Consider the following 23,993-nt stretch of genomic DNA (forward strand, 5'->3'; position numbering starts at 1 on the left):
CGACGGGTGGCGACGACATGACCGGCCCTACAATGCGCCGATGTCCGAAGCCCCGCCGATCTTCCAGCTGCAGCGCGGCACTGCCCCGTTGCTGGTCAGCCTGCCGCACGACGGCACCCACGTGCCTGCCGAGATCGGCGCGCGGCTGGCACCTTCCGCCCGGCGCGTACCCGACACCGACTGGCACATCGCCCGCCTCTACGGAATCGCGCGCACCCTCGGCGCGTCCGTGCTGGTGCCGTCCCACTCGCGCTACGTCATCGACCTCAACCGCGCGGAAGACGACGTCTCGCTGTACCCGGGCCAGAACACCACCGGCCTGTGTCCACTGGTGCAGTTCGACGGTACGCCCGTCTACCGCGACGGTGCCGCCCCGGATGCTGACGAGGTGCGCGCTCGGGTCGACCGCTACTGGCGCCCCTACCACGCCGCACTGCAGGGCGAGATCGCGCGCCTGCTTGCCGCGCATGGCCGCGTCGTGCTGTGGGAGGGCCATTCGATCAAGGGCGATCTGCCGTTCCTGTTCGAAGGTCGCCTGCCCGACCTCAATCTCGGCACCGCCGGCGGCGCCAGCTGCAGCCCGGCGTTGCAGGCGCGGCTCGAGGCCGTGCTTGCCGCGCAGACGGACTATGGCTGGGTGGCCAATGGGCGTTTCAAGGGGGGGCACATCACCCGCCACTTCGGCGATCCGGCTCGAGGCATCGAGGCGGTGCAGCTCGAGATCAGCCAGCGCTGCTACATGGACGAAACCACGTTCGAGTGGGACGCGGCGCGCGCCGATGTGCTGACGCCGTTGCTGCGGAGCCTGCTTGCCGCCGCCATCGGATTCGCGGCCGGCGCATGAGCCGCGCGGACGACGCCACGCTGCTCCGGCCGTTCCGGCCGATGCTGTGGCTGGTGGCCGCGGCGGTGTTCATGCAGATGCTCGACACCACCATCGTCAACACGGCGCTGCCGGCGATGGCGGCGGATCTGGGGCAGTCGCCGTTGCGCATGCAGTCGGTGGTCGTGGCCTATGCCCTGACGGTGGCGATGCTGATTCCATCGTCGGGCTGGCTGGCCGACCGGATCGGCACGCGCCGTCTGTTCGTCGCCGCGATCCTGCTGTTCTCGGCCGGCTCGCTGGCCTGCGCCGCGTCGCGGAGCCTCGATGCGCTGGTCGCCGCGCGCGTACTGCAGGGGATCGGCGGCGCCATGCTGCTGCCGGTCGGGCGGCTCGCCGTGCTGCGTGCGGTGCCGCGCAGCGCCTTTCTGGCGGCGATGACTTTCGTGACCGTGCCGGGGCTGGTCGGCCCGCTGATCGGACCGGCGCTCGGCGGCTGGCTGACCGATGTCGCGTCCTGGCACTGGATCTTCCTGATCAACCTGCCGTTGGGTGTGGTGGGCGGAATTGCGGCGCTGAAGTGGATGCCCGATCTGCGCGCGCCAGTGTCGCGTTTCGATGGGACGGGCTACGCACTGCTCGCGTTCGGGATGATCGCGGTGTCGCTGTCGGTCGATGCGCTTTCGGGGCATTCGCCCCGCCGGGCGGCGCTGGTGGTGCTGCTGGTCGCCGGCCTGGTCGCGCTGGTCGCCTACTGGCTGCATGCAGCGCGCGCGCCCGCGCCACTGTTCCCGCTGACGCTGTTCCGCACCCGGACCTTCAGCATCGGCCTGCTCGGCAACCTGTTCGCAAGACTGGGCAGCAGCGGCATGCCATACATGATTCCGTTGCTGCTGCAGGTCGCACTCGGGTTTCCGGCCACCCAGGCGGGGCTGATGATGGTGCCTGTCGCGATCGCCGGCATGTTCTCCAAACGCATCGTCGTGCCCCTGGTGCAGCGCTTCGGTTACCGCAACGTGCTGGTGGTCAATACCGTGCTGACCGGCCTGACGATGGCGAGCTTCGCCCTGGTCGAAGCCGGCCAGCCGCTCTGGCTGCATCTGCTGCAGTTCGCGGTGTTCGGCGCGGTCAATTCGCTCCAGTTCACCGCGATGAACACCCTGGCGCTGCGCGATCTGGACGGGTCGGAGGCGAGCGCCGGAAACAGCCTGCTGTCGATGGTGATGATGCTGGCGATGAGCCTGGGTGTCGCCACGGCCGGTGGTCTGCTCGGTGCCTTCAGCGGCGGGGAGCCGGCCGGGACAGCCCCGATGCTCTCGGCCTTCCGCTGGACCTTCGTCTGCATCGGCGCGCTGACCCTGGCCTCGGCGGCGATCTTCGCCCAGCTCGGCCGGACTCGCCGCATTTCCGAGCGGGTCGTGGACACGGCCGACCAGGCCTGAGGCGGCGCGGATCGATCCGCGTCGCTCGGGGCTTCGAGGCGGGTGCGCCTGCCTGCGCAGCGGACGCCAGCCGCCATGGCCGCAGGCCCTGTCGCGAATTGCCGGCGCCTGCGACAGCGTGGGCCGAAAAGCCGGCCTGTCAGACCTCGAGTGTGGCCAGGTCGCCCTTGGTTTCCAGCCAGGCCTTGCGGTCGCCGGCGCGCTTCTTGGCCAGCAGCATGTCGACCAGCGAGCGCGTTTCCAGGTCGTCGTCGACGGTCAGCTGCACCAGGCGCCGCGTATCGGGATGGATCGCCGATTCGCGCAACTGCGAGGGGTTCATCTCGCCCAGACCCTTGAAGCGGGTCACATTGACCTGCCCCTTGAGCTTCTCGCGCGCGATCTTCTCGAGCAGCAGGCGCTTTTCTTCCTCGTCCAGCGCGTAGAACACCTGCTTGCCCACGTCGACGCGGAACAGCGGCGGCATCGCGACGAAGATGTTGCCGGCCGCGACCAGCGCGGGGAAGTGCTGCAGGAACAGCGCGCACAGCAGGGTGGCGATGTGCAGGCCGTCGGAATCGGCGTCGGCCAGGATCACGACCTTGCCGTAGCGCAGGCCGGAAATATCGTCCTTGCCCGGATCGCAGCCGATCGCGATCGCGAGGTTGTGCACTTCTTCCGAACCCAGCACCGAGGTGCTGGCCACTTCCCAGGTGTTGAGGATCTTGCCGCGCAGCGGCAGGATCGCCTGGAAGTCCTTGTCGCGCGCCTGCTTGGCGCTGCCGCCGGCGGAATCGCCCTCGACCAGGAACAGTTCGGTGCGCGAGAGGTCCTGGCTGATGCAGTCGGCCAGCTTGCCGGGCAGCGCCGGCCCCTGGGTGACCTTCTTGCGGACGATCTGCTTCTCGGTCTTGAGCCGCGCACTGGCGCGGTCGATCGCAAGCTGGGCGATCTTCTCGCCCATATCCGTGTGCTGGTTGAGCCAGAGCGAGAACGCATCGTGCGCGGCGCCCTCGACGAAGCCCGCGGCCTGGCGCGACGACAGCCGCTCCTTGGTCTGGCCGCTGAACTGCGGGTCGGTCATCTTCATCGACAGCACGAAGGCGACGCGGTCCCAGACATCTTCCGGCGCCAGCTTCACGCCCCGGGGGAGCAGGTTGCGGAAATCGCAGAACTCGCGCAGCGCGTCGGTGAAACCGGTGCGCAGCCCGTTGACGTGGGTGCCGTGCTGCGCGGTCGGGATCAGGTTGACGTAGCTCTCCTGCACCAGTTCGCCTTCGACCACCCACGCGACCGCCCAGTCGACGGTCTCGGTGTCCTTCCTGAGCGCACCGACGAACAGTTCCGGCGGCAGCAGTTCCCGTTCCGCGAGCTCGCCCTTGAGGTAGTCGCGCAGCCCGTCCTCGAACAGCCACCGGTCGCGCTCGCCGGTCGCCTCGTCGAAGAGGGTGACGGTCAGGCCCGGGCACAGCACCGCCTTGGCGCGCAGCAGGTGGCGCAGGGCGCGCACGCTGAATTTCGGGGTGTCGAAATACTTCGGGTCGGCCCAGAAGCGCACGCGGGTGCCGGTGTTCTTCTTGCCGACGGTGCCGACGACTTCCAGCGGCGTCGCGCGGTCGCCATTGCGGAAGGTGATGCGGTGTTCGCTGCCATCGCGCTTGATGTGCACTTCCACCAGGGTCGACAGCGCATTGACCACGCTGACGCCCACGCCGTGCAGGCCGCCGCTGAAGGTGTAGTTCTTGTTGTTGAACTTCCCGCCGGCATGCAGGCGGGTGAGGATCAGCTCCACGCCCGGGATCTTCTCCTCCGGATGGATGTCGACCGGCATGCCGCGGCCGTCGTCGGACACCTCGCAGCTGCCGTCCTTGAACAGCGTGACCTCGATCTGCCGCGCATGCCCGGCCAGCGCCTCGTCCACGGCGTTGTCGATCACTTCCTGCGCCAGGTGGTTCGGGCGGGTGGTGTCGGTGTACATGCCGGGGCGGCGCTTGACCGGATCCAGGCCGGAGAGGACTTCGATGTCGGCGGCGTTGTAGCGGGTGTTCATGCGGGGCTGCTGCGCGGGAATCGGCGCATGTTAAAGGAATTGCCGACGCGCCGATTCCGGCGTCTCGCTGGCGCCTCGGCGCCACGATCCGCGTTGCGGCGGGATGTAAGCGATTGCAGCGCCGTTAGCGGCCTGTATGCGGCAAGTGATCAATGTGTTGTTCAGTCCGCGGCCGGTCTGGCTTGGCTAGGTTCGAGCCGTCAGCAGCAAATCGCCGACGGTTTTTCGTCCGCCTCGCGGATGGCTTGCAACCGATCCACTGCGCCAATTCGAATTCGCCATAAGGGAAACAGTCCAATGAACACCCGCAATGTGCTTTTCGCCGCCATCGTCGCCGGCGCCTTCGCCGCCCCCGCTTTCGCCCAGGACGCGGCGGCCACGCAACAACAACAGGCACGCGATGCCGAGGTCGCCGCGCAGCAGGCCGAGCAGGCCGCGCAGACCGCAGAGGCTTCGGCGCAGGCCGCCGAGAATGCGGCAGTGGAGTCCACGTACGCGGCCGACGCCATGAACGAGGCCGTCGACGCCCAGGAGGAAGCTGCCGCGATCGAGGAGGAGCGCACCATGCAGCAGGTGGAAGAGGAAGAGGAGGAGGACGATCCGGCCTGATTTCCGGCCGATTCCACCTGACCGACGCCCCGGCTTGCCGGGGCGTTCTGCATCGGGTCGGGCAGTCGCGGGCTGCAGCCTGTAGAATGGGGCTTTCCAGCGACCCGCTGTCCTCATGACGCCTCCCACCAGTTCCATCACACCGCTCGTATTCGTTACCGGCGGCGTGGTCTCTTCCCTCGGGAAGGGCATCGCGGCCGCCTCGCTGGCCGCCATCCTCGAAGCCCGCGGCCTGCGGGTGACGATGATGAAGCTCGATCCGTACATCAACGTCGACCCCGGCACGATGAGCCCGTTCCAGCACGGCGAGGTCTACGTGACCGACGACGGCGCCGAGACCGATCTCGACCTCGGTCACTACGAGCGTTTCATCAACGTGCGTCTGTCGGGCAAGAACTCGATCACGACCGGCAAGATCTACGAGAGCGTGATCCGCAAGGAGCGCCGCGGCGACTACCTCGGCGCGACCGTCCAGGTCATCCCGCACATCACCGATGCGATCAAGCGGGCGATCGACGAAGCGACCCAGGGCTATGACGTGGCGCTGGTGGAGATCGGCGGCACGGTGGGCGACATCGAATCGCTGCCGTTCCTCGAGGCCATCCGCCAGATCCGCACCGACCGCGGCGCCGAGAAGGCGCTGTTCATGCACCTGACGCTGGTGCCGTACATCGCCGCCGCCGGCGAGCTCAAGACCAAGCCCACCCAGCATTCGGTCAAGGAGCTGCGTTCGATCGGCATCCAGCCCGACATCCTGGTGTGCCGCAGCGAACAGCCGCTGCCCGATGGCGAGCGCCGCAAGATCGCCTCGTTCACCAACGTCTCGGAGAAGGCCGTCATCTCGGCCGTCGATCTCGACAACATCCACAAGATCCCGATGTGGCTGCACGCGCGCGGTCTGGACGAACTGGTGGTCGAGCGTCTGCGTCTGGGCGCCAAGGCCGCTCCGATCGCCGACCTGTCGGAATGGATCGATGTCGTCGACGCGGTGGAGAACCCGGACGACGAGGTGACGATCGGCGTGGTCGGCAAGTACGTCGACCACAAGGATGCCTACAAGTCGGTCGGCGAGGCGCTCAAGCACGGCGGCATCCGCCAGCGCACGCGGGTGAGCCTGAAGTGGATCGAATCGCAGGACATCGAGCGCGACGGCGCTGCCGCGTGGCTGGGCGATGTCGATGGCGTGCTGGTGCCCGGCGGCTTCGGCGATCGCGGCTTCGAAGGCAAGGTGATGGCCTCGAAATATGCGCGTGAATCCGGCCTGCCGTATTTCGGCATCTGCTATGGCATGCAGGCGGCCGTCGTCGACATGGCGCGCAATGTCGCCGGCCTCGAAGGCGCCAACAGCACCGAGAACGACAAGCAGTCGCCGCATCCGGTGATCGGCCTGATCACCGAATGGCGCACGCAGGCCGGTGAAGTGGAGCGGCGCGACGAGAAGAGCGACCTCGGCGGCACCATGCGCCTCGGCCTGCAGGAACAACGCCTCAAGCCGGGTACGAAATCGCGCGAGGTCTACGGCCGGGATGTCGTCGGCGAGCGCCACCGCCACCGCTACGAGTTCAACAACCGGTATCGCACCCAGCTCGAGGATGCCGGCCTGGTCATCAGCGCCAAGTCGATGGACGACCTGCTGGTGGAGATGATCGAGCTGCCGCAGCATCCGTGGTTCATCGCCTGTCAGGCGCACCCCGAGTTCCTGTCGACCCCGCGCGGCGGGCATCCTCTGTTCGTCGGCTTCGTCCGCGCGGCGCGCGAGCACAAGGCCGGCGGCAAAACTCTCGTCGAACCTCTCAAGGAAGCGCACGCATGAAGCTCTGTGGTTTCGAGGTCGGTCTGGACCAGCCGTTCTTCCTGATCGCCGGCCCGTGCGTGATCGAGTCGGAGCAATTGCAGCTCGATGTGGCCGGTCAGCTCAAGGAAATCACCTCGGCGCTCGGCATCAACTTCATCTTCAAGTCCAGCTTCGACAAGGCCAACCGCACCTCGGGCACGAGCTTCCGCGGCCCGGGCATGGAAGAAGGCCTGCGCGTGCTGGCGGAAGTGAAGCGCCAGATCGGCGTGCCGGTGCTGACCGACGTGCACGAATACACGCCGATGGACGAGGTCGCCTCGGTCGTCGACGTGCTGCAGACCCCGGCCTTCCTCGTGCGCCAGACCGATTTCATCAAGAAGGTCTGCGCCGCCGGCAAGCCGGTCAACATCAAGAAGGGCCAGTTCCTGTCGCCATGGGACATGAAGCCGGTCGTCGAGAAGGCGAAGTCCACCGGCAACGACCAGATCATGGTCTGCGAGCGCGGCGCGAGCTTCGGCTACAACAACCTGGTCAGCGACATGCGCTCGCTCGCCGTCATGCGCGAGACCAATTGCCCGGTCGTGTTCGACGCGACCCATTCTGTGCAGCTGCCGGGCGGGCAGGGCACGTCCAGTGGTGGCCAGCGCGAGTTCGTGCCGGTGCTCGCGCGCGCGGCGATCGCCGTCGGTGTGTCGGGCGTCTTCATGGAAACCCATCCCAGGCCGGAAGAAGCGCTCAGTGACGGTCCCAATGCCTGGCCGCTGGACCGCATGCGCGCGCTGCTGGAAACCATGCTCGAGCTCGACGCCGTGACCAAGCGCGCGGGTTTCGCCGAATCCGATCTCTGACGGCCGGCTGTGCCGCTGTCCGATCTCCTCCTTTTCCGCTGACCGAGACTTTCGACCCGACCATGACGACCATCGCCAAGATCCATGCCCGCGAGATCCTCGACTCCCGCGGCAATCCGACCCTCGAAGCCGAAGTGACCCTGGATGACGGCAGCTTTGGCCGCGCGATGGTGCCGTCGGGTGCATCGACCGGTGCCCGCGAGGCGGTGGAACTGCGCGACGGCGACAAGACGCGCTATCTCGGCAAGGGAGTGCGCAAGGCCGTAGGCAACGTCAACGGCCCAATCGCCGATGCGCTCAAGGGCTTCGACGCCGCCGACCAGGCCGGTCTCGACAAGCGCCTGATCGACCTCGACGGCACCGAGAACAAGGGCCGCCTGGGCGCGAATGCGCTGCTCGGTGTGTCGATGGCGAACGCGCACGCGCTGGCCGCATCGCGGAAGATTCCGTTGTGGAAGTTGCTGGGCGGCGACCGCGCGCCGGTGCTGCCGGTGCCGATGATGAACATCATCAACGGCGGCGCACATGCCGACAACAACGTCGATTTCCAGGAGTTCATGGTGTTGCCGGTCGGCTTCAGCAGCTTCTCCGAATCGCTGCGCGCCGGCACCGAGATCTTCCACGCGCTGAAATCGGTGCTCAAGGGCCATGGCCTGAGCACGGCCGTCGGCGACGAAGGCGGCTTCGCGCCGGACTTCCGCAGCAACGTCGAAGCGCTCGACACCATTCTCGAGGCGATCGGCAAGGCAGGTTACGCCGCGGGCGACGACGTGCTGCTGGGCCTGGACGTGGCGTCGAGCGAATTCCACGACAACGGCAAGTACAACCTGGTCGGCGAGAACAAGCGCCTGACCGGTGAGCAGTTCGTCGACTTCCTCGCCGACTGGGCCGCGCAGTACCCGATCATCACGATCGAGGACGGCATGGCCGAGGACGACTGGGCCGGCTGGAAGCAGCTGACCGATCGCATCGGTGATCGCGTGCAGCTGGTCGGCGACGATCTGTTCGTCACCAATCCGAAGATCTTCAAGGAAGGCATCGACTCCAGGACCGCGAACGCGATCCTGATCAAGGTCAACCAGATCGGCACGCTGACCGAGACGCTCGAAGCCATCGCCATGGCGGACGCCGCCGGTTATGCCGCCGTCGTGTCGCATCGTTCCGGCGAGACCGAGGACACGACGATCGCCGACATCGCGGTGGCCACCACGGCCACGCAGATCAAGACCGGTTCGCTGTGCCGCAGCGACCGCGTCGCCAAGTACAACCAGCTGCTGCGTATCGAGGAGGCACTGGGCAGCGAGGCCCGTTACGCCGGCCGCGACGCATTCGTTTCGATCAAGCGCTGATCCCCCGGGACATCGCCGATGCGCGCCCTGCTTGTGGTGATGTTGCTGCTGGCCACGCTGCTGGCCTGGCTGCAGTACCGGCTCTGGTATGGCGTCGGTGGCACCGAGCAGGTCGAGGAACTGCGCGCCCGCGTCGAAGCGCAGGCGCGGCAGAACGAAGGTCTGGAGCAGCGCAATGCCGCGCTCGCAGCCGAGGTGGCCGACCTGAAGTCCGGCGAGGCGGCGATCGAGGAACGGGCGCGTGGCGAGCTGGGCATGATCAGGCCGGGCGAGACCTTCTATCGCGTCGTCGACGACGCCCGCATCGCGCCCTTGCCGGCCGAGCACGCGCTCGACCCGGACGCCCGGCAACGGGCGAATACCCCATGAGCGCCTGGGTGGTGGTGCCGGCCGCAGGGCGGGGGACGCGCTTTGGCGCCGAAGTGCCCAAGCAGTTTCTCGAGGTGGGGGGGTTGAGCCTGCTGGCGCACACCCTGAACGCCCTCGCCGGGCATGCCGGGATCGCCGGCATCGTGCTGGTGCTGGGCGCGGACGACGCGCCGGCGCTGCCCGAGTCCGTGCTGCACGGCAAGCCGTTGCTGCGCGCGGGCGGTGGCGAAACCCGCGCGGCATCGGTACTGGCCGGCCTGTACGCGCTGCCCGAATCGGTGCGGCCCGATGATTTCGTGCTCGTGCACGACGCTGCGCGGCCGAACCTGCATCCCGGCGATCTCGACGCACTGCTCGAGCGCGGGCGCATGGATCCCGTCGGCGCGATCCTCGCCGCGCCGGTGCGCGACACGCTCAAGCGCGCAGGCGACGAAGGCGGCATCGACGGTACCGAGCCGCGCGAACGGCTCTGGCGCGCGCTGACGCCGCAACTGTTCCGCCGCCTCCAACTGGGCCGGGCACTGGAAGCCGCGGATGCCGCGGGCGTCGCGGTGACGGACGAGGCCATGGCGATGGAACTCCAGGGCACGCGCCCCTTGCTGGTCGAAGGCCGCGAAGACAACTTCAAGGTCACGACACCTGCCGACCTTGCGCGCTTCGAGTTCGAGCTGTCGCGCCGAGGGTGAAGGGCTGTCCATCCGGCACGCGTTCTTCCGGAGAGCGTGGCGCGTGAGGCGGCATCCGGCTCATGCATACGACCGCAGGAAGCCGTGCGGATGGGTGCTCGCAGCAGGAGCCGACCGGTCGCTCGAGCGCCTGCCGCGCAGTCCGTAATGGACGCACATGCTGGCCATGGGCCCTTTTGGGACTCCGCGCGGCATGGCCACTGGGCTCTCCGTGACCAGGCTGTGGCTTGCCCGATCCGCGATCCGTGGCAAGCTGCCGTCCCGTTTTTTGCCGCAGGATCCGTCCCATGACTGCCACGTCTGGTTTCCGCATTGGCCAGGGCTTCGACGTCCACGCCTTCGGCGCTGGCGACCACGTCATGGTCGGCGGCGTCCGCATTCCGCACAGCCACGGCGTGCTCGCGCACAGCGACGGCGACGTGGCCCTGCACGCCCTGTGCGACGCGATGCTCGGGGCACTCGCCTTGGGCGACATCGGCGTGCATTTCCCGCCGTCTGATGACCGCTGGAAGGGGGCCGACAGTCGCGCGCTGCTGCGCCATTGCAATGCGCTGTTGGCCGAACGCGGCTGGCGGGTCGGCAATGCCGACGTCACCGTGATCTGCGAGCGGCCGAAGATCGGCCCGCATGCGGATGCGATGCGCGCGGCGATCGCCGGCGACCTCGGCATCGCGCTGGACTGCATCTCGGTCAAGGCGACGACCAGCGAGAAGCTCGGCTTCGCCGGCCGCGGCGAGGGCATCGCCGCGCAGGCGATCTGCCTGCTGGTCCGCGACGCCGCAGCGTGAATCCGACTGCCCTCGGTGCGCCGGTGCTGACGGCGACGATCCGTCAGGATCCGGCGGATTTCCGCGTCGACGAGATCGACGGCTTCGAAGCCAGCGGCAGCGGCGAACACCTGCTCTTGACCATCGAAAAGGCCGGCATGAACACCGCGTTCGTCGCGCGGCTGCTCGCGCAGTGGGCGGGGGTGGATGCGCGCGCGGTGGGCTATGCCGGGCTGAAGGACCGGCACGCACTGACCACGCAGCGCTTCTCGGTGCAATTGCCGGGTCGCGCCGCGCCCGATATCGCCGAGCTCGAGGCACTGGGCGCGGGTGCGCACCAGTCCCTGCGCGTACTCGACCAGGCCCGGCACGCGCGCAAGCTGCCGCGAGGAGCGCTGGCCGGAAACCGGTTCGTGCTGACCCTGCGCGACGTGAGCGGCGATGCGGCGGCGATCGACGCGCGCCTGCAGACGATTGCCGCCCGCGGCGTGCCGAACTACTTCGGCGAACAGCGCTTCGGTCACGATGGCGGCAACGTGGACAAGGCCCTGCGCATGTTCGCCGAGCCGCGACGCCGCATCGATCGCGAACAACGCGCGATGCTGTTGTCGGCGGCACGCTCGGCGCTGTTCAACCGTGTGCTGGCCGCACGCGTCGTGGCCGGCGACTGGGATGCCGGGCTCGAAGGCGAGGTGTGGATGCTCGATGGAAGTCGCAGCGTGTTCGGCCCCGAGCCGGCCAGCGAAGCGCTTGCGGCCCGTGTCGCCGCCCAGGACATCCACCCCACCGCGCCGCTGTGGGGCCGCGGCGCGCTGCGCAGCGCCGCAGCCGCGCTGGCACGGGAAACCGCGGCCCTCGAGGACGCGCAATCGCTGGCGCTGCGCGCCGGGCTGGAGGCTGCAGGCCTGTCGCAGGAACGGCGGGCCACGCGGCTGTGTCCCGGCGACCTCCGATGGTCGTGGCCCGCGCCCGACCGGTTGGAACTCGCTTTCGCGCTGCCGGCGGGTTGCTACGCGACCGCGGTATTGGCCGAGCTCGGCACCATCGGCAACGGCGCCGTCCGTCGCCTCGCGCCTGCGCAGCCGACGGACGGCTGACCGCCCCGGGGGCGCCGGGTGTATAGCGGTGTAGGGCAGGTTCCGCCGCGAACCCCCGTCACGGAGCCAGGGCCATGCAGAGTTCCCTTCGTATCGTCGCCGTTGTGTCCGTTCTGACCGCCGCCGGCTGCGCCAGCCAGTCGCCACGCCTGGCCAGCTCGCCCCAGCCGGATCCGGCGTCGGCGGCCAACCACATCGCGGTCGACAACAACTATGTCGGGCGCGTCAACCAGACCGCGCTACGCCGCGGCCTGCAGGTACATTGGATCAATCCGCCAATGCGGCGGGCCCGCCAGGACTGAGTGGAGGATGCTCGTGCGCCGGCTGATCGCCAGCCAGCGCAGCATCACCTCAGCGTGCGTGCCTTGCGCGCACCGGACACTCTGGTGTCGGTCGACATCCGCGCCTCCGCCGTGGACGCTCGGAGGGTCCGCCGACCGGTTCGGCCCACGCTGAGGTCCTCTCCTGGGCCCGCCGGGGGCACCGCTTGCCGCGGTGACGGTTAGTAGTAATACTACTAACCATGGACATCTCTCCGACCCAGCACGCGATTCTCGACATGATCGGCGAGCGCATCGAGTCCGAAGGCATGCCGCCTTCGCAGGCCGAGATCGCGCGGGCCTTCGGATTCAGCGGCGTTCGTGCCGCGCAATACCACCTCGATGCCCTGGAAGCTGCAGGCGCCATCGAGCGCGTGCCGGGACGTGCGCGCGGCATCCGCGTGCGGGCACCGGCGCAGTCGCGACCCGCATCCGACCTGCAGGGCGATGCGCTCCGGCTGCCGGTGCTGGGCCAGGTCGCGGCCGGCGCCCCGATCGGGGCCGACATCGGTTCCGACGACTACCTCGTGCTCGACCGCGTGCTGTTCTCCCCGTCGCCGGACTACCTGCTCAAGGTCAAGGGCGATTCGATGCGCGACGAAGGCATCTTCGAAGGGGACCTGATCGGCGTGCACCGCACGCGCGACGCGCGTTCCGGGCAGATCGTCGTCGCCCGGGTGGATGACGCGATCACCGTCAAATTGTTGAAGATCGGCAAGGACCGCATCCGCCTGATGCCGCGCAATCCCGACTACGCCCCCATCGAGGTGCTGCCCGACCAGGATTTCGCGATCGAAGGCCTGTACTGCGGGCTGGTCAGGCCGAACCGATGAGCGTTGTGTCCCTTGGGCGCAGCGCGTGCGCGGCGTTCCCCGACGGCCATCCGCGCAGCGCGCCGCTGACCGGCATGCCCATATCCACATAATTTTGCTTCCTCCCTGCAGCGTCGCAGCCTGTGCGACCTGTGATTGCGAGGATGCTCCCACCAGACCGGAATACGAATGACAAGGACCACGACGATGGACGAGAACAAGAAGCGCGCGCTTTCCGCAGCCCTGAGCCAGATCGAGAAGCAGTTCGGCAAGGGCTCGGTGATCCGCATGGGCGATCGCGTATCCGAAGTGGTTCCGGTGATTCCGACCGGCTCGCTGCAGCTCGATCTTGCCCTCGGCATCGGCGGCCTCCCGCGTGGCCGCGTCATCGAGGTCTACGGTCCGGAATCCTCGGGCAAGACCACGCTGACCCTGCAGACGATCGCGCAGTGCCAGAAGCTGGGCGGCGTCGCCGCGTTCATCGACGCCGAGCACGCGCTCGATCCGACCTACGCGCAGAAGCTCGGCGTCAACGTCGAGGACCTGCTGGTCTCCCAGCCCGACACTGGCGAGCAGGCGCTCGAGATCGCCGACATGCTGGTGCGCTCCAATTCGGTCGACATGGTCGTGATCGACTCCGTCGCCGCGCTGACCCCGCGCGCCGAGATCGAAGGCGAGATGGGCGATCAGCTGCCGGGCCTTCAGGCGCGCCTGATGAGCCAGGCGCTGCGCAAGCTGACCGGCAACATCAAGCGCAGCAACTGCATGGTGTTCTTCATCAACCAGCTGCGCATGAAGATCGGCATCATGATGCCGGGCCAGAGCCCCGAAACCACGACGGGCGGCAACGCGCTGAAGTTCTATGCCTCGGTGCGCCTCGACATCCGCCGGATCGGTGCGATCAAGAAGGGTGACGAGATCATCGGCAACCAGACCCGCATCAAGGTCGTCAAGAACAAGATGGCACCGCCGTTCAAGCAGGTGGTCACCGAGATCCTCTACGGCGAGGGCATCAGCCGCGAGGGCGAACTGATCGACATGGGCGTTGAAGCCAAGCTCATCGAGAAGGCGGGTGCGTGGTACAGCGCCGGTGACGAGCGGATCGGTCAGGGCAAGGAGAACGCCCGCCAGTACCTCAAGGACAACCCCGAGGTCGCCGCGCGCATCGAGGCGGGCATCCGCGAGCGCCTGCTGCCGGCAGTGGCGGTCGTCCCGGACGATGAAGAAGTCGACGCCGGCTGAGGCCGGCATGACGGAGCCGCATGATCCGGCCGAGGCCGTCGGCGCGCGCAGTGAAAGCTGCGACGCGGGCGCTTCGGGGCTGACAGGTGGCACCGGCAAACGGCGCAAACGCCGTGAGATGACGCCCGCGATGCGGGCGTTGTCGTTGCTGGTGCGGCGCGAACATTCGCGCCCCGAGTTGTTGCGCAAGCTCGAGGCGCGCGGGGTGGACAGCGAGGAAGCTGTCGCGGCGGTCGAACAGATGCACGCCGCCGGCTGGCAGGACGACGCGCGTTTCGCAGCGAGTCTTGCCCGCAGCCGGGCGACCGGCGGATACGGCCCGCTGCGGATCGAGGCCGAACTCGGCAGTCATCGGCTGACCGACAGGCAGATCGCCACCGCTTTCGAATCGCTGGCGGCCGACGGCGAGGCCGACTGGCCGCAGCGTGCACGCGACCTGCTCGAGCGTCGTTACGACGTCGGCGCGTTCGCCGCTGATCCGGCGCTGCGCCGCAAGGCCGTGGAGTTCCTGCTGCGTCGCGGGTTCGACGGCGACACCGCCTATGGCGCGGTGCGGGCCCTGCAGGCCGGCTGACCCCGCCCTGACGGTCGTGTCACGCGCAAGGCCAGCACGGCCGGGCAGGGCGCCGGGTGCCCGGGCGGCCTGCTACCCTTCGCTTTCCTGGGCATGACGTTGGATCGGCACCGTCGAAGACGGACGCGCGTGGTACCGGCATGCCCATGCCCCCTCCCGCATCGTCCGTCAGGCCCATGACCACGCAGACCTCCAGCACCGCCCAGATCCGCAGCGACTTCATCGAATTCTTCAAGGGCAAGGGCCACACCATCGTGCCGTCCGCGCCGCTGGTGCCCGGCAACGACCCGACGCTGCTGTTCACCAACTCGGGCATGGTGCAGTTCAAGGACGTGTTCCTCGGCGCGGAGAAGCGCAGCTACGTGCGCGCCGCCGATGTACAGCGTTGCCTGCGCGCGGGCGGCAAGCACAACGATCTCGACCAGGTCGGCTATACCGCGCGCCATCACACGTTCTTCGAAATGCTCGGCAACTGGTCGTTCGGCGACTACTTCAAGAAGGAGGCGATCGCCTGGGCCTGGGAGCTTCTGACCGGCGTGTGGAAGCTGCCGGCCGAGCGGCTGCTGGTCACCGTCTACCACACCGACGACGAGGCTTACGCACTGTGGCGCGACATGGTCGGCGTGCCGGAAGAACGGATCGTGCGCATCGGCGACAACAAGGGCGCGCCGTTTGCTTCCGACAATTTCTGGCAGATGGCCGACACCGGCCCATGCGGGCCGTGCACCGAGATCTTCTACGACCACGGCCCGTCGCATTTCGGCGGACCGCCCGGCTCGCCCGACGAGGACGGTGACCGCTTCATCGAGATCTGGAATCTCGTCTTCATGCAGTTCGACAAGCAGGCCGACGGCACTCTCCTGCCGCTGCCGGCGCCGTGCGTGGACACCGGCATGGGGCTCGAGCGCCTGGCCGCGATCCTGCAGGGCGTGCACAGCAACTACGAGATCGACCTGTTCCAGGCGCTGATCCGCAAGGCCGCCGAGCTCACCGGCACCCAGGATCTGGAGAACAAGTCGTTGCGCGTGATCGCCGACCATATCCGCGCCTGCAGCTTCCTGATCGTCGACGGTGTGCTGCCGTCCAACGAAGGCCGCGGCTACGTGCTGCGCCGGATCATCCGGCGGGCCCTGCGGCACGGCTGGATGCTCGGCGTGCGTCAGCCCTTCTTCAGCGCGATGGTCGAAACGCTCGATGCGGTGATGGGCGAGGCCTATCCCGAGCTGCATGCCAAGCGCGAGCTGGTCGAACGCGCGCTCAGGGTCGAGGAAGAACGCTTTGCCGAGACGCTCGACGCGGGCATGCGCATCTTCGACGAAGTGGCCTCCCGCAGTAATGGCGCAATCCCCGGAGAGGACGCATTTCGCCTCTACGACACCTACGGCTTCCCGCTGGACCTCACCCAGGACATCGCGCGCGAGCGTGGCCTCGATGTCGACATGGCCGGCTTCGACGCCGCAATGCAGCGCCAGCGCGAGACCGCGCGCGCGGCCGGCAAGTTCTCTGCCGGCACCGGTCTGTCGGCCGAACTGGTCTCGCAGCTGTCGCCCACCATGTTCGTCGGGGACGGTGTCACGTCCGCCGACGACCTGCGGGTCGTCGCGCTGTTGCAGAACGGGCGGCCGGTCGATGCGGTTGCAGCGGGTGAGGAGGCGGTCGTGATCCTCGATCGCACGCCCTTCTATGCCGAATCCGGTGGCCAGGTCGGTGATACCGGCGCGCTCGAGGCCGATGGACTGCGCTTCGAAGTAGGCGACACGCAGAAGCTCTCCGGCCAGTTCCATGGCCATGTCGGCCGCGTGACGTCGGGCGCGCTGCGCACCGGCGATCGCGTGCGCGGCGTCGTCGATGCGGAGCGCCGCGATTCGATCGTGCTCAATCACAGCGCCACGCACCTGCTGCACGGCGCGCTCCGCGAACTGCTCGGTACGCACGTCGCGCAGAAGGGCTCGCTGGTCGCGCCCGAGCGGCTGCGCTTCGACTTCTCGCATTTCCAGCCGGTCACCGCCGAGGAACTTGCCGAGATCGAACGGCGCGTCAACGTCGAGGTGCGCGCCAACCACCCGGTGCGCATCGAGCAGATGGACATGCAGAGCGCGCTCGATTCCGGCGCGATGGCGCTGTTCGGCGAAAAGTACGGCGAGCGCGTGCGCGTGGTGACGATGGGCGAGTCGGTGGAACTGTGCGGCGGTACCCACGTCGACCGTACCGGTCGCATCGGGCTGTTCAAGCTGGTTTCCGAAGGCGGTGTCTCCTCGGGCGTACGCCGCGTCGAGGCGCTGACCGGACAGGCTGCGCTCGATCATGTGCGCACGGACGAGGAGCGCATGCGTCATGCGGCGGCACTGCTGGGCGGCAGCCCGGGCGAAATCGGCGAGCGGGTGCGCGCCCTGCTGGAGCGGCAGAAGCAGCTCGAGCGCGAACTCGAGACGATCAAGGCCAAGGCTGCCAGTGGCGCGACCGCCGATCTGGGCGAATCAGCCGTCGATGTGGGTGGCGTCAAGATTGTCGCCGCACGTATCGAGGGGCTCGACGCGAAGGCGTTGCGTGACGCCGTCGATCGGCTCAAGCAGCAGCTCGGCGATGTCGTGGTGCTGCTCGCCGGCGCAAGCGAGGGCAAGGTAGCGCTGGTGGCCGGAGTCTCGGGAGCGGCCAGCGGACGGGTCAAGGCGGGCGAATTGCTGTCGCATGTGGCCGGTCGTATCGGCGGCAAGGGCGGCGGTCGACCAGATCTGGCCCAGGGCGGCGGCGAGGACGGGCCGGCCCTGATTGCAGCCCTTGAGGACGTTCCTGACTGGGTTGCGACACGGCTCGGCTAAGCGGGCGTTAAACAGTGTCGTCCGTGTATTGACCGGTCGGGCGGCAGAGGACATGCTTCACGCCCTTGATGGGTCTGTAATCGGTTTCCATGGTCGATAACGGTCCGATTACAGCTATGCCGGCGCGTTTGATGCGCGTCGCGCCCAGGAGATTGTTATGTTGATTTTGACCCGCCGTGTCGGGGAAACGCTGATGATTGGTGACTCGGTCTCGGTGACCGTGCTCGGCGTCAAGGGCAACCAGGTGCGTATCGGTATCACCGCGCCGAAGGATGTCGCCGTGCATCGCGAAGAGATCTACCAGCGGATCCATGGGGAAGGCGAGTCGAGCGATGTGCAGGAAGATTTGCCGCAGACGCCCTGAATCGGTATCCTTCGCCCCGCGTTCGGTGCATGCATCAGACGCGTTGCTTCGGAGAGTTGCCCGAGTGGCTGAAGGGGCTCCCCTGCTAAGGGAGTATGGGGCTTAAAACTCCATCGAGGGTTCGAATCCCTCACTCTCCGCCACTGCTTAGATCGATCGGATTCCTCGCGAATCGCTGAAAAAATCTTTGCAGAGGTGGTTGACGAAACATCGGAATTTCTGCAAAATTCCGCTTCTGTTCAAAGCGCCCGTAGCTCAGTTGGATAGAGCACCAGGCTACGAACTTGGGGGTCGGAGGTTCGAATCCTTCCGGGCGCGCCAGAACATAAAGAGGCCAGCGAGCGATCGCTGGCTTTTTTGTTGCCTGCGTTTTTTCCGACGACTGCTGCTGCGCGATCTATCCCGTCAGCAATGAACCCGACGCCGGGCGCTGCCGTCTCCGATTTCAGTGTGCGTCGGCACTGCGCGGCTCTCCATCTGCTTCCTGGCGCTCGGCGAGCCGCAAGCGATGCATGGCGCGAAATCGATGTCTTGCCGGTGATCGCGTGCATCGCGCAGCGATGCGTGTTTGCCCGGCACGCACGGCAAACGAAGACTTCTGACGTCGTCTGGCTGGCCAGGCCCAGGCCGGCGCGTGTCGCCCGCCTCAAGCGGACGTGGTGGGGTTATCCGGGCGGCCTGTAGCACCGGCAGCTCGCCATGGACGTGGCATGGCTGTGCATCGCCCCAGGGCGCGTGATGTCACGTGCAGTGGCAGCGTTCGCGCTGCGGCAAGCGCAGTGGTACGGAGTGGCGCGGCGACGCGCACGGGACGAGACGGCGCAGCTGGCTGCGCCGGCGCAACGCAGCCGTTACAGGCGAGCGTCGACCGCGTCGACCGGCAGGACCGCCTTGACGTCGAACAGCACTGCGCCCGGCTTTCCGAACTTGCGCAGGCCATCTGCACCGAGCTCGCGGAACCGGGTGTGCGCGACAGCGAGCACGACCGCGTCGTAGATGCCCGCTTGCGGCGTGTCGATCGGCGTCAGGCCGTATTCGTGCTGCGCGTAGGCGGGGGCCACCCACGGATCATGGACATCGACCTGGATGCTGTAGCTCTCCAGTTCGCGCACGACGTCGATGACGCGGGTGTTGCGCAGATCCGGGCAGTTCTCCTTGAACGCCAGGCCCAGTACGAGCACGCGCGCACCCGCGGTCTGGATGCCGCGCTGCTGCATCAGCTTCACCACGCGCTGGGCGACATGCAGGCCCATGCTGTCGTTGATGCGCCGGCCGGCGAGGATGACCTCCGGGTGGTAGCCGATCTCCTGCGCCTTGTGCGTGAGGTAGTAGGGATCCACGCCGATGCAATGACCGCCGACGAGTCCAGGGCGGAACGGCAGGAAGTTCCATTTGGTGCCGGCGGCCTCGAGCACCTCGTGGGTGTCGATGCCCAGGCGGTCGAAGATCAGCGCGAGCTCGTTGACGAGCGCGATGTTGACGTCGCGCTGGGTGTTCTCGATGACCTTGGCCGCTTCCGCCACGCGGATGCTCGAGACCCGATGGGTCCCGGCCTCGACGATGTCGCGGTAGAGGGTGTCGACGAATCCGGCCGCGGCCTCGCTCGAGCCGGCGGTGACCTTCAAGGTGTTCTCGAGACGGTGTTCCTTGTCGCCCGGATTGATCCGTTCGGGGCTGTAACCGACGTGGAAGTCCTCCAGAAAGCGCAGGCCCGAGACGCGCTCGAGGATCGGCACGCAGATCTCTTCCGTCGCGCCGGGATAGACGGTCGATTCGAAGATCACGACGCCGCCGCGCTGAAGCGCGGCTCCGACCGCGGCGCTCGCCGCCTCGAGTGCGCCCAGGTCCGGCCGTTTGTAGGCGTCGACCGGCGTGGGCACGGTGACGATGTGCACATTGCATCCGGCGAGGTCGGCCGCGTCGGCGCTATAGCGCAGATGCGACGCCGAGCGCAGTTCGTCGGGCGACAGCTCGCGGGTATGGTCGTCACCGCGCTGCAGGCCCGCCACGCGGGTGGTGTCGATGTCGAAGCCCAGAGTGGCGTGTCGGCGTCCGAACGCGACCGCGAGCGGCAGGCCGACGTAGCCCAGGCCGATGATGGCGATGCGGATGTCGTCGCGTGCGGGCAACGGTGCGGTCATGCAGGAGCGCTCGGTAGGCAATCGGCGCAGTGTAGCGGACGCCCTTCGCCCCGCTCAGGCGTCAGCGAGCCAGGCCGCGATCACGGCGGGCGTGCGCATCCACGCGAAATGATCTGCCGCTGTGCCGAGATCGCGGGCGGCGAAGCCGGCAATGTCCGCGTCCGCACCGCTCCCGAGCTTCGACAGCAGGAAGCGTAGAGAGGTGGGTGGCCCCAGCCAGTCGTCGTGCAGCCACGCCGCGCGGACGTCGACTTCCACGCGCCCCATTGCGGCATCCAGATCGACGCCCAGGCCCGCAGCCGAATAACGTCCACGCAGTCCGCTGCACGTCCAGTCGGCGATCACGCTCCGCGACTCGTTGCCGGCAAAGCCCAGCCGGCGACCCGGCAGCGCACCACGGACACGCGCGATCCAGGCCATGAAGCGGTAAAGCGGCGGCAGCGCATAGCGCACACGCGGTGGAAACGCGCGCCAGTAGGGCGCGCCACTGGCGACGAGCCAGAGTGTCTGCGCTGTATCGGGATGCAGCGCGAGGTGGCAGCACGCGAGCTGGCCGCCGAGGCTGTGACCACCGACGATGCGCGCCGCATTCGGCGCGCAGCCATCCAGCGCTGCGTCGCTGCCGGCGATATCGGCAAGGAGTTCACGGTAACCCCAGTCACAGGCGCGCCCGGCGCGCAGGTTGCTCGATCCGATGCCGCGCCATTCGTGCAGGCCCACGGCGATACCACGCGCCGCCAGTGCGTCGGCGAAAGGCAGGTAGTGCCTGGCCGGTACGCCCATCGCCGGCAGCCACAACAGACGTCTGCGTGGTGCCTCGGGCACTCGCGTGATCAGCTCGAAGCGGTGGCCGTCGCCGACCTCGACCGCGGTCACCCCCGCCGCAGCGCTCACGGCGCCAGGCGACCGAGATGTCCGAGCACGCTGACGTCGCTGCGTCCCGGCCGATAGGCGTCTCGCATCGCGCTGTGCACGTAGCCGATGCCGGCGCGGCAGGCCGCTGCCGCGTCATCGCCCAGCGCAAGCCGAGCCGCGATCGCCGACGACAGCGTGCAGCCGGTGCCGTGGCCATCGATCTCCAGGCGTGGCGCGCGATGGGTGAACGCGGCCGCCGCATCGGCGTAGCGGTCGACCACCTCATCGCCTTCGTGGAGATGGCCTCCCTTGAGCAGAACGCCCTGCGCACCGAGCGCACGCAGCGCGGCGAGGGCCGCGTCGGCAGCCGCGCCGCCGTCGATCACACGGCCGAGCAGAAGCTCCGCTTCCGGCAGGTTCGGCGTCAAGACGTGGGCGCGCGGAATCAGGCGACCGCGCAGTGCGCCCAGTGCGTTGTCGTCGAGCAGCTTGGCGCCGGAAGTCGCGATCATCACCGGGTCGACCACGATCGGCAGCTCGGGGTGTTGCGCCAGTGCATCGACCACCGCGTCGACGATCTCCGCCGTCGCCAGCATGCCGATCTTGACCGCGCGTATGTCGAAATCGTCGAAGCAGGCGTCGATCTGGGCGCGCAGGAACGCAACCGGCGGCGCATGAACCGCGGTCACGCCCCGGGTGTGCTGCGCGGTCAACGCAGCGATCGCGGACAAGCCGTGCACGCGATGCGCGGCAAAGGTCTTGAGGTCGGCCTGGATGCCGGCGCCGCCGCCGGAATCGGAACCGGCAATGGTCAGGACCGAGATGGCGCGCGAGGGTGATGTGCTCATCGGCGTATTGTGCCTGCCGGCCTTCACGGCTGCGATGGATCAGTCCGCCGGCCCCGCAGGTACTCCGCGCCACTGGCGATAGGCCGTGTACCCCAGGCCCGTGGCCCCGGTGAGTGCGGCGGGGATCAGCAGCGCGTCGTAGCGCAGCAGCGCGAACAGCCATGCACCCGCCGCCCCTCCGGCCAGAAACGCCGCGATGATCAGTGCGCTCAGCGAAAGCCGCCGGGTGGGCAGTGGTCGGCCGCGCAACAGGTGTCCGAGGCCGATGCCCAGGTCGGTGAACATGCCGCTCAGATGCGTGGTGCGGACCAGCGCGCCACTGTAGGTCGTTGCCAGTGCGTTCTGCAGTCCGCAGGCCATCGCCGCAAGGAGCGCGCCGTAGAGCGCGGCGCGCTCGAACAGGGGAACCGCCGCCGCCAGCAGGCCCGCCTCCAGCGCCAGAGCAACACCGTAACGGCGCCCGAGTCGCAGGGCGTCGTCCTGCAGGATCAGGCCACTCAGGGTGGCGCCTGCACAGAACGCCAGCACGATGCCGGCAAGTTGCAGGGCTGTGCTGCGGTCTCCGGCGACCAGCGCCGCTCCGAGCAGGGTGGTGGTGCCTGTGAGGTGGCTCAGTGCCTGATATTCGAACCCGAGGTAGCCGACGACGTTGACCATGCCTGCCACGCAGGCAAGCACGATCGCGCCGATCCACACCCAGGCCGGCAGCCGGCTATCCACGCGCGCTGCCGGTTGGCAAAAGACATGCGTGGAGCCTGCTGCCGGAGCGGCTCATCCAGGGCTCATCCCCGGCGCATGCCCGGCGTCACAGCACTTCGGACGCGAAATCGGCCAGGCGCGAACGCTCGCCGCGGCGCAGGGTTACGTGGGCACTGTGCGCCCAGTCCTTGAACCGGTCGACCGCATAGGTCAGTCCCGACGTGGTTTCGGTGAGGTAGGGCGTATCGATCTGCTCGACATTGCCAAGGCACACGATCTTCGTCCCCGGCCCGGCGCGCGTAATCAGGGTCTTCATCTGCTTGGGCGTGAGGTTCTGTGCCTCGTCGAGGATCAGGTAGCGCGACAGGAACGTGCGCCCGCGCATGAAGTTCATCGAGCGGATCTTGATGCGCGATGCCAGCAGGTCGTTGGTCGCCGCGCGGCCCCAGCTGCCGCCGGCCTGGTTGTGGGTGAGCACTTCGAGGTTATCGGTCAGCGCGCCCATCCACGGCGTCATCTTCTCCTCCTCGGTACCGGGCAGGAAGCCGATGTCCTCACCGACACTGACCGTCGCGCGCGTCATGATGATCTCGCGATAGCGCTGCTGGTCCATCGTCTGCGCCAGGCCGGCCGCCAGCGCGAGCAGCGTCTTGCCGGTACCGGCGGTGCCGAGCAGGGTGACGAAATCGATCTCCGGATCCATCAGCGCGTTGAGCGCGAAGTTCTGCTCGCGGTTGCGCGCGTTGATGCCCCAGACCGCATGCTGGGTATGACGGAAGTCGTCGACGATCTGCAGCGTTGCGCGGCCGTCTTCGACCCTGACCACCCGGAACTCCGATTCCTCGTCGCCCGGCAGGTACAGGAACTGGTTGGCGTGCCAGTCCTCCTCGCCCACCGCCAGCTCGTAGTACGTGCGGCCCTTGTCCGTCCACGAACGCAGGTCCTTGCCGTGCATCGACCAGAAATCCGCCGGCAGGGCGGTGGCGCCGGTATAGAGCAGGCTGAAATCGTCGAGCGCGCGGTCGTTTTCGTAGTCCTCGTTGCGGATGCCGGCGATCGACGCCTTGATCCGCAGGTTGATGTCCTTCGAGACGAACACCACCGGATAGTCCGGCTCGCTGCGCAAAAGTTCGAGGATCGCGCCCAGGATGCGGTTGTCGGGCGCGGCCACACCGAACGAGGCCTGATCCTCGGACGGCACCGTGGTCTGGAACCGCAGCTTGCCAACGCTCTGCGCGCCGCGCAGCTGCAGGCCCTGCGGACGCTGCAGGGGCAGGCCGGTCGCCACCTGGTCGCTGCCCGCGCTCTGAAGAAGTTCGTTGATGAACCGGCTGGCCTGGCGCGCACTGCGACTCGCCTCGCTCGTGCCCTTCTTGCCGTTGTCCAGTTCTTCGATCACCTGCATCGGCAGGTAGACATCGTGCTCCTCGAATTTGAACAGCGCTGTGGGGTCGTGCATCAGCACGTTGGTATCGAGCACGTAGACGCGTTTGCCTTCGGTCATC

Annotated in this window: 22 protein-coding genes and 2 tRNA genes; 18 read left to right on the forward strand and 6 right to left on the reverse strand. The window is 67.8% G+C overall.

Features of this window, described 5'->3' with window-relative positions; genetic code table 11:
- Positions 1-40: 40 nt before the first annotated feature.
- Together hutG and mdtD are read left to right on the forward strand one after the other, a co-directional pair.
- On the forward strand, positions 41-844 hold the full coding sequence (hutG, locus tag EGK76_RS06900; RefSeq protein ID WP_123832115.1) for an N-formylglutamate deformylase: 804 nt from the start codon (positions 41-43) through the stop codon (positions 842-844).
- Positions 841-2,265: a multidrug transporter subunit MdtD gene (gene mdtD / locus EGK76_RS06905; RefSeq protein ID WP_123832116.1), complete on the forward strand. Its 1,425-nt coding sequence runs from the start codon at positions 841-843 to the stop codon at positions 2,263-2,265. Before hutG ends, mdtD begins: the two co-directional genes overlap by 4 nt.
- Positions 2,266-2,404: 139 nt before the next feature.
- Here the strand turns inward: mdtD and parE are convergent, their stop codons facing one another.
- Complete coding sequence (parE, locus tag EGK76_RS06910) at positions 2,405-4,294, reverse strand: DNA topoisomerase IV subunit B (RefSeq protein ID WP_096297484.1); 1,890 nt, start codon at positions 4,292-4,294, stop codon at positions 2,405-2,407.
- A 297-nt stretch (positions 4,295-4,591) separates the two neighbouring features.
- Between parE and EGK76_RS06915 the strand changes: the two genes are divergently transcribed.
- The 16 genes from EGK76_RS06915 to EGK76_RS06990 all read left to right on the forward strand — a co-directional run bounded on the left by EGK76_RS06915 (position 4,592) and on the right by EGK76_RS06990 (position 18,266).
- The gene (locus EGK76_RS06915) at positions 4,592-4,903 is read left to right on the forward strand and encodes a hypothetical protein (protein ID WP_096297485.1); all 312 of its coding nucleotides are present in this window, start codon (positions 4,592-4,594) and stop codon (positions 4,901-4,903) included.
- Positions 4,904-5,039: 136 nt separating this feature from the next.
- The gene (locus EGK76_RS06920; RefSeq protein WP_096300384.1) at positions 5,040-6,716 is read left to right on the forward strand and encodes a CTP synthase; all 1,677 of its coding nucleotides are present in this window, start codon (positions 5,040-5,042) and stop codon (positions 6,714-6,716) included.
- Complete coding sequence (gene kdsA, locus EGK76_RS06925) at positions 6,713-7,546, forward strand: 3-deoxy-8-phosphooctulonate synthase (RefSeq protein ID WP_096297486.1); 834 nt, start codon at positions 6,713-6,715, stop codon at positions 7,544-7,546. Before EGK76_RS06920 ends, kdsA begins: the two co-directional genes overlap by 4 nt.
- Positions 7,547-7,608: 62 nt before the next feature.
- On the forward strand, positions 7,609-8,895 hold the full coding sequence (gene eno, locus EGK76_RS06930) for a phosphopyruvate hydratase (RefSeq protein ID WP_123832117.1): 1,287 nt from the start codon (positions 7,609-7,611) through the stop codon (positions 8,893-8,895).
- A gap of 18 nt (positions 8,896-8,913) precedes the next feature.
- On the forward strand, positions 8,914-9,264 hold the full coding sequence (gene ftsB, locus EGK76_RS06935; RefSeq protein WP_096297488.1) for a cell division protein FtsB: 351 nt from the start codon (positions 8,914-8,916) through the stop codon (positions 9,262-9,264).
- Positions 9,261-9,950 (forward strand): 2-C-methyl-D-erythritol 4-phosphate cytidylyltransferase, encoded by a 690-nt coding sequence (gene ispD, locus EGK76_RS06940; RefSeq protein WP_096297489.1) that lies wholly within the window; start codon positions 9,261-9,263, stop codon positions 9,948-9,950. The genes ftsB and ispD overlap by 4 nt, the downstream gene beginning before the upstream one ends.
- A gap of 287 nt (positions 9,951-10,237) precedes the next feature.
- Complete coding sequence (ispF, locus tag EGK76_RS06945) at positions 10,238-10,738, forward strand: 2-C-methyl-D-erythritol 2,4-cyclodiphosphate synthase (protein WP_123832118.1); 501 nt, start codon at positions 10,238-10,240, stop codon at positions 10,736-10,738.
- Entirely contained in the window at positions 10,735-11,814 is a 1,080-nt protein-coding gene (gene truD / locus EGK76_RS06950) for a tRNA pseudouridine(13) synthase TruD (RefSeq protein ID WP_123832119.1), read from the forward strand. Before ispF ends, truD begins: the two co-directional genes overlap by 4 nt.
- 74 nt (positions 11,815-11,888) lie before the next feature.
- Entirely contained in the window at positions 11,889-12,116 is a 228-nt protein-coding gene (locus tag EGK76_RS06955) for a hypothetical protein (RefSeq protein ID WP_123832120.1), read from the forward strand.
- 221 nt (positions 12,117-12,337) lie between these two features.
- Positions 12,338-12,967: a transcriptional repressor LexA gene (lexA, locus tag EGK76_RS06960; RefSeq protein WP_096297491.1), complete on the forward strand. Its 630-nt coding sequence runs from the start codon at positions 12,338-12,340 to the stop codon at positions 12,965-12,967.
- Between the two features lie 186 nt (positions 12,968-13,153).
- A complete protein-coding gene (gene recA / locus EGK76_RS06965; protein ID WP_096297492.1) occupies positions 13,154-14,188 on the forward strand; it encodes a recombinase RecA in 1,035 nt (344 codons plus the stop codon).
- A gap of 118 nt (positions 14,189-14,306) precedes the next feature.
- Positions 14,307-14,762 carry a regulatory protein RecX gene (locus EGK76_RS06970; RefSeq protein ID WP_233580219.1) on the forward strand — a complete coding sequence of 152 codons (456 nt, stop codon included), beginning with the start codon at positions 14,307-14,309 and terminating at the stop codon, positions 14,760-14,762.
- A 176-nt stretch (positions 14,763-14,938) separates the two neighbouring features.
- Entirely contained in the window at positions 14,939-17,581 is a 2,643-nt protein-coding gene (gene alaS / locus EGK76_RS06975; RefSeq protein WP_123832122.1) for an alanine--tRNA ligase, read from the forward strand.
- 157 nt (positions 17,582-17,738) lie between these two features.
- Positions 17,739-17,945 carry a carbon storage regulator CsrA gene (csrA, locus tag EGK76_RS06980; RefSeq protein WP_096297495.1) on the forward strand — a complete coding sequence of 69 codons (207 nt, stop codon included), beginning with the start codon at positions 17,739-17,741 and terminating at the stop codon, positions 17,943-17,945.
- Between the two features lie 50 nt (positions 17,946-17,995).
- A tRNA-Ser gene (locus tag EGK76_RS06985) sits at positions 17,996-18,088 on the forward strand.
- Between the two features lie 101 nt (positions 18,089-18,189).
- Positions 18,190-18,266 (forward strand) — tRNA-Arg (locus EGK76_RS06990).
- A gap of 530 nt (positions 18,267-18,796) precedes the next feature.
- Here EGK76_RS06990 and EGK76_RS06995 read toward each other — a convergent pair.
- The 5 genes from EGK76_RS06995 to EGK76_RS07015 form a co-directional block, all read right to left on the reverse strand.
- Positions 18,797-20,086 carry a nucleotide sugar dehydrogenase gene (locus EGK76_RS06995; RefSeq protein ID WP_096297496.1) on the reverse strand — a complete coding sequence of 430 codons (1,290 nt, stop codon included), beginning with the start codon at positions 20,084-20,086 and terminating at the stop codon, positions 18,797-18,799.
- 54 nt (positions 20,087-20,140) lie between these two features.
- Positions 20,141-20,980 (reverse strand): alpha/beta hydrolase, encoded by an 840-nt coding sequence (locus EGK76_RS07000; RefSeq protein WP_233580211.1) that lies wholly within the window; start codon positions 20,978-20,980, stop codon positions 20,141-20,143.
- Positions 20,977-21,789 (reverse strand): bifunctional hydroxymethylpyrimidine kinase/phosphomethylpyrimidine kinase, encoded by an 813-nt coding sequence (thiD, locus tag EGK76_RS07005; RefSeq protein WP_123832124.1) that lies wholly within the window; start codon positions 21,787-21,789, stop codon positions 20,977-20,979. The genes EGK76_RS07000 and thiD overlap by 4 nt, the downstream gene beginning before the upstream one ends.
- A 39-nt stretch (positions 21,790-21,828) precedes the next feature.
- A complete protein-coding gene (locus EGK76_RS07010) occupies positions 21,829-22,509 on the reverse strand; it encodes a YoaK family protein (protein ID WP_123832125.1) in 681 nt (226 codons plus the stop codon).
- A gap of 85 nt (positions 22,510-22,594) precedes the next feature.
- Positions 22,595-23,992 carry a PhoH family protein gene (locus EGK76_RS07015; protein ID WP_123832126.1) on the reverse strand — a complete coding sequence of 466 codons (1,398 nt, stop codon included), beginning with the start codon at positions 23,990-23,992 and terminating at the stop codon, positions 22,595-22,597.
- Between the last annotated feature and the right edge of the window lies 1 nt (position 23,993).

Origin of the sequence: Luteimonas sp. 100069 (assembly GCF_003813845.1) — a bacterium.
Taxonomy (GTDB): Bacteria; Pseudomonadota; Gammaproteobacteria; order Xanthomonadales; family Xanthomonadaceae; genus Luteimonas; species Luteimonas chenhongjianii.

Bases quoted from the DNA above. Each gene is read 5' to 3' on its own strand.
- alaS (WP_123832122.1), top strand. From the start codon at position 14,939: ATGACCACGCAGACCTCCAGCACCGCCCAGATCCGCAGCGACTTCATC.
- kdsA (WP_096297486.1), top strand. From the start codon at position 6,713: ATGAAGCTCTGTGGTTTCGAGGTCGGTCTGGACCAGCCGTTCTTCCTG.
- parE (WP_096297484.1), bottom strand. From the start codon at position 4,294: ATGAACACCCGCTACAACGCCGCCGACATCGAAGTCCTCTCCGGCCTG.
- ispF (WP_123832118.1), top strand. From the start codon at position 10,238: ATGACTGCCACGTCTGGTTTCCGCATTGGCCAGGGCTTCGACGTCCAC.
- hutG (WP_123832115.1), top strand. From the start codon at position 41: ATGTCCGAAGCCCCGCCGATCTTCCAGCTGCAGCGCGGCACTGCCCCG.
- eno (WP_123832117.1), top strand. From the start codon at position 7,609: ATGACGACCATCGCCAAGATCCATGCCCGCGAGATCCTCGACTCCCGC.
- EGK76_RS06970 (WP_233580219.1), top strand. From the start codon at position 14,307: ATGACGCCCGCGATGCGGGCGTTGTCGTTGCTGGTGCGGCGCGAACAT.
- csrA (WP_096297495.1), top strand. From the start codon at position 17,739: ATGTTGATTTTGACCCGCCGTGTCGGGGAAACGCTGATGATTGGTGAC.
- mdtD (WP_123832116.1), top strand. From the start codon at position 841: ATGAGCCGCGCGGACGACGCCACGCTGCTCCGGCCGTTCCGGCCGATG.
- lexA (WP_096297491.1), top strand. From the start codon at position 12,338: ATGGACATCTCTCCGACCCAGCACGCGATTCTCGACATGATCGGCGAG.
- EGK76_RS06955 (WP_123832120.1), top strand. From the start codon at position 11,889: ATGCAGAGTTCCCTTCGTATCGTCGCCGTTGTGTCCGTTCTGACCGCC.
- thiD (WP_123832124.1), bottom strand. From the start codon at position 21,789: ATGAGCACATCACCCTCGCGCGCCATCTCGGTCCTGACCATTGCCGGT.
- ispD (WP_096297489.1), top strand. From the start codon at position 9,261: ATGAGCGCCTGGGTGGTGGTGCCGGCCGCAGGGCGGGGGACGCGCTTT.
- EGK76_RS06995 (WP_096297496.1), bottom strand. From the start codon at position 20,086: ATGACCGCACCGTTGCCCGCACGCGACGACATCCGCATCGCCATCATC.
- EGK76_RS07015 (WP_123832126.1), bottom strand. From the start codon at position 23,992: ATGACCGAAGGCAAACGCGTCTACGTGCTCGATACCAACGTGCTGATG.
- EGK76_RS06915 (WP_096297485.1), top strand. From the start codon at position 4,592: ATGAACACCCGCAATGTGCTTTTCGCCGCCATCGTCGCCGGCGCCTTC.
- recA (WP_096297492.1), top strand. From the start codon at position 13,154: ATGGACGAGAACAAGAAGCGCGCGCTTTCCGCAGCCCTGAGCCAGATC.
- ftsB (WP_096297488.1), top strand. From the start codon at position 8,914: ATGCGCGCCCTGCTTGTGGTGATGTTGCTGCTGGCCACGCTGCTGGCC.